Below are 560 nucleotides of genomic sequence, written 5' to 3' on the forward strand. Positions count from 1 at the left end.
TGGTGGTCCTGAGCTGGTTGATCCATTGAGCAGCCCCGCCCACGGAGGGGTGGAATGCGGTTGCTTCACTGGCGCCCCGTCTGGTGGCGCCCTCGGGTGCAATGTCTTCTCTGTGGCGGCGCGGCGGAACAGGCCGCCCTGCCTCTTTGCACCGGCTGTGACGACGACCTGCCCTGGCTGGCCGGCCACTGCGCGGTCTGCGCCCTGCCCCTTCCTGCTGGCGGGCTGACCTGCGGGCAATGCTTGCGTCGCGCGCCGGCTTTCCATCGCGTCGAAACTCCGCTGCGCTACGGCTTCCCCGTCGATGCGCTGGTCACCCGCTTCAAGCACCAGGCCAATGCGCCGCTCGGGCGGCTGCTCGGCCAGTTGCTGGAGCGTCACCTGTTGCATGCCTTCGAGGAAGGATTGCCGCGGCCGGACCGGCTGATCCCGGTGCCGCTGTCACGCCGGCGCGAGCGCCAACGCGGCTTCAACCAGGCGCAACTGCTGGCGGACTGGCTGGCCGCGCCGCTGGGGCTGCCTGTGGATAACCGCCTGGTCCGCCGCACACAGGACACCCC

The 560-nt window shown here is 70.2% G+C and carries 1 protein-coding gene; it reads left to right on the top strand.

Going from position 1 to position 560, the window contains the following annotated elements:
• Positions 1 to 54: 54 nt before the first annotated feature.
• A partial coding sequence (locus tag ACCC94_RS30020) for a ComF family protein (protein ID WP_413353214.1) occupies positions 55 to 560 on the top strand: 506 nt, incomplete at its 3' end.

Source organism: Pseudomonas sp. Pseusp97 (assembly GCF_047304025.1).
Lineage (GTDB): Bacteria > Pseudomonadota > Gammaproteobacteria > Pseudomonadales > Pseudomonadaceae > Pseudomonas.